Source organism: Streptomyces sp. UH6, assembly GCF_013421635.1.
GTDB lineage: Bacteria > Actinomycetota > Actinomycetes > Streptomycetales > Streptomycetaceae > Streptomyces > Streptomyces abyssomicinicus.
In genome coordinates this window covers 1-6,471 of the sequence record NZ_JACADT010000265.1, presented here as the reverse complement: position 1 = coordinate 6,471, position 6,471 = coordinate 1, and the positions used below count along the sequence as shown (strand labels likewise).

The 6,471-nt window shown below is 71.3% G+C and carries 5 protein-coding genes and 1 pseudogene; 4 read left to right on the top strand and 2 right to left on the bottom strand.

Going from position 1 to position 6,471, the window contains the following annotated elements; translation table 11 throughout:
- The first annotated feature begins 416 nt into the window (after window positions 1-416).
- From HW445_RS14900 to HW445_RS14890, 3 genes are all read left to right on the top strand, one after another.
- Window positions 417-1,742 carry a PhoH family protein gene (locus tag HW445_RS14900; protein WP_180221500.1) on the top strand — a complete coding sequence of 442 codons (1,326 nt, stop codon included), beginning with the start codon at window positions 417-419 and terminating at the stop codon, window positions 1,740-1,742.
- 464 nt (window positions 1,743-2,206) lie between these two features.
- Entirely contained in the window at window positions 2,207-2,914 is a 708-nt protein-coding gene (locus tag HW445_RS14895; protein WP_180221499.1) for a transglycosylase SLT domain-containing protein, read from the top strand.
- 163 nt (window positions 2,915-3,077) lie between these two features.
- On the top strand, window positions 3,078-4,313 hold the full coding sequence (locus tag HW445_RS14890; RefSeq protein WP_180221498.1) for an AI-2E family transporter: 1,236 nt from the start codon (window positions 3,078-3,080) through the stop codon (window positions 4,311-4,313).
- A gap of 173 nt (window positions 4,314-4,486) precedes the next feature.
- Here the strand turns inward: HW445_RS14890 and HW445_RS14885 are convergent, their stop codons facing one another.
- Both HW445_RS14885 and HW445_RS14880 read right to left on the bottom strand, forming a co-directional pair.
- Window positions 4,487-5,020 (bottom strand): carboxymuconolactone decarboxylase family protein, encoded by a 534-nt coding sequence (locus HW445_RS14885; RefSeq protein ID WP_180221497.1) that lies wholly within the window; start codon window positions 5,018-5,020, stop codon window positions 4,487-4,489.
- Window positions 5,021-5,023: 3 nt separating this feature from the next.
- Entirely contained in the window at window positions 5,024-5,578 is a 555-nt protein-coding gene (locus HW445_RS14880; protein WP_180221496.1) for a peroxiredoxin, read from the bottom strand.
- Window positions 5,579-5,913: 335 nt separating this feature from the next.
- Between HW445_RS14880 and HW445_RS14875 the strand changes: the two are divergent.
- Window positions 5,914-6,471: pseudogene (locus tag HW445_RS14875) on the top strand (MarR family transcriptional regulator); the annotation flags it as partial.

Here is a 6,471-nt window from a genome sequence, read left to right as displayed (position 1 = left end):
CCGGGCCGACGTGGCGCGAAACGGACGGCGCCGACCGGCGCACGCCGGGCGCAGTCGGGCCACGGAACGATCCGATTACCCAACTCCCGTGCAGCGTCCGGGAGTTCGCACAGGGGTGTGCGGCGTGGGAGAGGTGTCGCACGACGAGGCGTGACGACGGCATGGTGAGGGCCGTGGGCGGGCATAACCCCTGCAGGTCGACGCCCGAACCACGGGTGTCACACCTCAGCGGGCGGCGCAGGGGCCGTCCGTCCGGGAGGCCCATTGCACCAGCCCGACCGAGCCGCTTCGGCGGCCGCGGAAGCGGCGGGGGGCCGGTTCTCGGCCCGCGCATCGGCGCCGAGACCGGTCCAGGCCCCGTCGTCATCAGACACCGTCGTCGCTCCCCGACCTTCCCCGAGGGGGTACGTCCTTCCGTGGTGACCAGCGCACAGCGCCACAAGCCCGACCGGCGCACCTACGTTCTCGACACCAGCGTCCTGCTGGCCGATCCCAACGCCGTCCACCGTTTCGACGAGCACGAAGTGGTACTGCCCGTCGTGGTGGTGACGGAGCTGGAGGCCAAGCGGCACCATCCCGAGCTGGGCTACTTCGCGCGGCAGGCGCTCCGCCTGCTCGACGACCAGCGGGTGCGGCACGGGCGGCTGGACGCGCCCATCCCGATCGGAGACCTGGGCGGCACCCTCAGGGTCGAGCTCAACCACTCGGACCCCAGCGTGCTGCCCTCGGGTTACCGGCTGGGCGACAACGACTCCCGGATCCTCGCGGTGGCCCGGAACCTCCAGGCCGAGGGATTCGACGTCACGGTCGTCTCGAAGGACCTCCCGCTCAGGATCAAGGCGTCGTCGGTCGGTCTCCTCGCCGAGGAGTACCGGGCCGAGCTTGCCATCACGGACTCCTCCGGGTGGACCGGAATGTCCGAACTCACCCTTTCGGCGGAGCAGGTGGACCTGCTCTTCGAGGAGGGCAGGGTGCACGTCCCCGAGGCGGTCGACCTTCCCGTCCACACCGGACTGCGGATCAGCTCGGAGCGGGGCAAGGCGCTGGGCCGGGTCACCGCCGAGGGCGACGTGCGGCTGGTGCGCGGGGACCGCGAGGTGTTCGGGGTGAAGGGCCGCAGCGCGGAGCAGCGGGTCGCCCTGGACCTGCTGCTCGACCCGGAGATCGGCATCGTCTCGATGGGCGGCCGGGCCGGCACCGGCAAGTCCGCGCTGGCGCTCTGCGCGGGTCTGGAGGCGGTGCTGGAGCGGCGTCAGCACAAGAAGATCATGGTGTTCCGCCCGCTGTACGCGGTCGGCGGCCAGGACCTCGGCTACCTGCCGGGCTCCGAGAGCGAGAAGATGAACCCCTGGGCGCAGGCGGTCTTCGACACGCTCTCCGCGGTGACCGGCCGGGAGGTGATCGAGGAGGTCACCTCGCGCGGGATGCTGGAGGTCCTGCCGCTCACCCACATCCGCGGCCGTTCGCTGCACGACGCGTTCGTGATCGTCGACGAGGCGCAGTCGCTGGAGCGGAACGTGCTCCTGACGGTGCTCTCCCGGATCGGCACCAACTCCCGTGTGGTGCTCACCCACGACGTGGCCCAGCGGGACAACCTCCGGGTGGGCCGGTACGACGGGGTGGTCGCGGTGGTGGAGCGGCTGAAGGGGCATCCGCTCTTCGCCCACGTCACCCTCAACCGTTCCGAGCGGTCCCAGATCGCCGCGCTGGTCACGGAGATGCTGGAGGAGAGTGCGATGTGATGGTCCGGAAAAGATGGATTTCAGGTGATGTGCGACGCCTGTCGCGTGCGACCTGATCGACCTCTTTTCCTGATGAAGTCGGCCGTATCGCAAGGGATGTGGACGCCGTCCGGCAAAGGCACGGGAGCCTAGCCGGGCGGCGTTCGCACGTCCTCCGGATCGGTGAAATTCCCCTGTGCGTGGGCCATGTGAGCTTTCACACGGCACAGGGAATTGCCTTGCGTGTCCTGTTACGGCAGAGTCTCACTCCTGTCAGGCCCCGCATACGGCTCACCGGTGCCCCCAGCGGTACCGCCCCCCATGAGCATCAAGGCCAACTGCATAGCGCAGCCGTATGCCGCCCGAGCTGTACGTGGCGCTCCCACACCGGGAGTTGCCCACCGGGTCCGCGCCTCCGTGACCCCGTTGTTGGGAGGCCAGCGCCAAGGGCACGAACGCGTCCGCCAGGGTCACCGATGCGGGCGATGCTGGAAGGAAATCGTGTGAGCCGGATCTCGGTCCGGGGATTCGCGGTGGCTTCGGCCACGGCGGTCACCGCTGTCGGAAGTGTGGTCGGCGTCGCGACGGGCAGCACTGCCCAGCCCAACGACACGCAGGCAGCCGGCGAGGGCACCACGCTGCTCCTCGCGGACATCCCGGCCGGCCAGCAGGCCGACGTCCAGGTCGCGCACCTGGAGGCCCAGGCCGACGCGCAGCTGATCGCCGCCGACTACGAGGCCCGCAAGGGCGCCGAGGCGGAGGCGCGCAAGGAGGCCGCCAAGAAGGCGATCGCCAAGAAGCAGGCCGCGGAGCGCGAGGCCGAGCAGGAGAAGGCCGACCGGGCCGCCCGCGACGACGCGGCCCTCGCCGACGCGAGCAGCTTCGCCGCCCAGTCGTCCTACTCGGTCGCGCAGATCCAGGCGATGGCCCGCTCGATGGTCGCCGCCGACCAGTGGCAGTGCTTCAGCAACATCGTCGACCACGAGTCGGGCTGGAACTACAAGGCGGTCAACCCGTCCTCCGGCGCCTACGGCCTGTTCCAGGCGCTGCCGGCCTCCAAGATGTCGACGGCCGGCGCGGACTGGCAGACCAATCCCGCCACCCAGATCAAGTGGGGCCTGAACTACATGGAGGGCCGCTACGGCAGCCCGTGCGGCGCCTGGGACTTCTGGCAGGCCAACCACTGGTACTGACCGGACCGGAGCCGTGACGGCGCGGGGGCGTCGCCCCCGCGCCACCCCGCGTTCGTGCGGCAGCCCCTCACCGTCCTACGGTGAGGGGCTGCCGCCATGTACGGTCGTGCGGACCGACTGACACGCCCGGAGTGACGGGGAGAGACGGGGGCAGAGGACGACCATGGCGCGACTTCCTGACTGGGCGGGCCGGCTCGGCGCCGGGCTCAACGCCGCGGGCAAGCGGTGGGAGGAGCGGCGTGCCGAGGCGCGCCATGACGAGGGGAGCGAGTCCGACCAGGAGCCGCTCATCGTGCAGCAGGTGGTGGTGCGCCCCGACCCGGCCCAGGTGGTGCCGTGGGGGCTGCGGGTGGCCGCCGAGGCCGCCTGGCGCCTGCTGGTCCTGGCCGGCACGGTCTGGGTGCTGATGCGCGTCATCAGCTCGGTCCGGCTCATCGTGCTCTCCTTCGCCGGCGCCCTCCTGGTCACCGCGCTCCTCCAGCCGCTCTCCGCCCGCCTGATCCGCAAGGGGCTCCCCCGCGGCGCCGCCACCGCGTTCACCGCCGTGCTCGGCTTCGCGGTGCTGGGACTGCTGGGCTGGTTCGTGACGTGGCAGATCATGGAGAACGCCGACAACCTGTCGCGACAGGTCCAGGGCGGCATCGACGACCTGCGGCTGTGGCTGCTCAACTCCCCGTTCCACGTGACGGAGAGCCAGATCAACGGCATCGCCGAGAACCTGCGCGAGGCGGTCGGCTCCAACACCGAGTCCCTGACCTCGGCCGGCCTCGAAGGCGTCACGGTGGTCGTCGAGGCGCTCACCATGCTGCTGCTGATGATCTTCTGCACGCTCTTCCTGCTCCACGACGGCAAGAAGATCTGGCGCTGGACGCTCAAGCTGGTCCCGGTGGCGGCCCGGCAGGGCGTCGCGGGCGCGGGGCCGATGGCCTGGCGGACGCTCACCGCCTATGTGCGCGGCACGGTGGTGGTGGCGCTGATCGACGCCGTCTTCATCGGGCTCGGCATCTACTTCCTGGACGTGCCGATGGCGGTGCCGCTGGCCGTCGTCATCTTCCTCTTCGCCTTCATCCCGCTGGTCGGCGCCTTCGTCTCCGGGGCGCTGGCGGTGCTGGTCGCGCTGGTCACCCAGGGCGTCTTCGTCGCCGTGATGACGCTGGTGGTGGTGCTCGCGGTGCAGCAGATCGAGGGCCACATCCTCCAGCCCTTCATCCTCGGGCGGGCGGTGCGGGTGCATCCGCTGGCGGTGGTGCTCTCCGTCTCCGCCGGCGGGATGATCGCGGGCATCGGCGGCGCGGTGGTGGCCGTGCCGCTGGTCGCGGTCCTCAACACCGTCGTCTCCTACCTGCACCGGCACGCCCACCGGTCGAGCGTTCCGCCCTCCGGGGCGACGGCCGTGTGACCGTCCGGGCCCGGCCCGGCCGTCGGGTGTGACCGGGCGCGGGATCGCGTGAGGGGCGGGCACCGTGCGGTGCCCGCCCCTTCGCCCGTCACGCCGTCCACCAGGCCTCGGCGGCCTCGGCGGGTCTCCGGCCTCGGCGGGCCCCGGCTGGGTCGCGGGAGTGCCTCAGTGCCTCACGAGGACAGGGCGGCCTCGGCGTCGAGGGTGACGGCGACCGCCTGGAGGACGGCGGCGATCTTGGTGGCCTCCTGGACCACGTCGCGGGAGACCCCCGCCTCCCGCAGCTTGTGCTCGTGCGCGTCCAGGCAGGCGCCGCAGGCGTTCACCGCGGAGACCGCGAACGCCCACAGCTCGAAGTCCGCACGGTCCACGCCGGGATCGCCGAGGACGTTCATCCGCAGCCCGGCGCGCAGCGAGCTGTACTCCGGGTCGGACAGCAGGTGCCGGGTGCGGTAGAAGACGTTGTTCATGGCCATGATGGCCGCCGCCGTCTTCGCGGCCCGGTACGCCTCCGGCTTCAGGTTCTCCCGGGCCTCCGGCTCCAGTTCGCGCAGCACGAGGGGTGAGCGGGAGGCGATGGCGCAGGCCAGCACCGTCCCCCACAGGGCCTGGGTGGGCAGCAGCGAGTTGCCGATCACGGCGCCCAGGTTGAGCCGCAGGTCCTTGGCGTAGTCCGGTATGGCCGACTTCAGTTCGGCGAGCGCCATCGGTCACCCACCCGCCAGCAGCGACGCCGCGTCCAGGGTGGCCTCGCCCTTGTTCCAGTTGCACGGGCAGAGCTCGTCGGTCTGGAGGGCGTCCAGGACCCGCAGCACCTCCTGCGGGTTCCGGCCGACCGAGCCGGCGGTCACCATGGTGAACTGGATGTCGTTGTTGGGGTCGACGACGAAGACCGCCCGCTGGGCATAACCGTCCTCGCCCTCGATGCCGAGCGCCCGCATCAGCTCGTGCCGCGCGTCGGCCAGCAGCGGGAACGGCAGTTCGCGCAGGTCCGGGTGGTCCTTGCGCCAGGCGTGGTGGACGAACTCCGAGTCGCCGGAGAAGCCGAGGACCACGGCGTCGCGGTCGGCGAACTCGTCGTTCAGCCGGGCGAAGGCGGCGATCTCGGTCGGGCACACGAAGGTGAAGTCCTTCGGGTAGGAGAAGACGACCTTCCACTGACCCTCGTAGGTCTTGTGGTCGATCTGCCGGAACTCCCCGCCCTTCTCCAGCGAGACGCAGGCGGTGAGTTCGAATTCCGGGAACTTGTCACCGACAGTGAGCACGGGCTCTCCCTTGCAGGGGGGTGGACGTTCCCCGTGATCGTGGCACAGATGGGGTCCTTTCCTGAAATACGCCAACTCGTGGATTTTGTGGCGGACGGGCGAGGTGGGGCAGGGGTGAACTTATCGGTTCCCGATCGGTCACATGCGCGACTCATGGCGGGGGTTGCGGGGCGCGAGCGGTCATGTCCCGTCACCTGACGACAGGTTCGCTCGCATGCGGCCGACAGGTGCCGTGCCGCTGCTAGACATTGCCCCCTCAGGGCGACGTGTCAGGCAGATGTGCGACGGCGGTGGTTCGGATCGGGGGTGTGATGTCGGGCGTTCCGGGCGGGCTTGTGGACGGGCGTCCGGACGGGGGCGCGCGGCGGTCGCTCGACCGGGCCGGCTACGGGCGGCTGTCCCGGGCGCTCGCGGAGTGCGGACGCGAGGAGTTCACCGGGGAGCTGCGGGTCGTGGGCAGGCCCGGCGGCAGTTTCCACCTGCGTGGCGGGCTGGTCGTCGGGGTGGAGAGTCCCGGCGCGCCCGGACCGGAGGCGCTGCTGCTGAGGTCCGGCCGGCTCACCGGAGAACGCTGGGCCGAGCTGGTGCGGGACTCCGGCGGGCGGCGGTGGCCGGAGGACCAGCTCGTCGCGGACGGATGCGTGGGGGCGGCCCAACTGCGGGTGGTCTGCATGCTGGCGCTGCAGGACGCGGCGTGCGCGGTGGTGGCGGGGCGGGGGGAGGAGTGCGAGCGGCACGCCCGAGGGGCGGGCGCGGCGGAGCCGGTGGCTCCGGTGGGGGTAGGGGAGACGAGCGGGCGGCTGCTCCAGGAGGCGGTGCGCAAGCTGACCGCATTGGACGGCATGGCCTTCCCGGTCCGCCCCGAACGCGAGACCCCGGCGGTGACGGCCGGG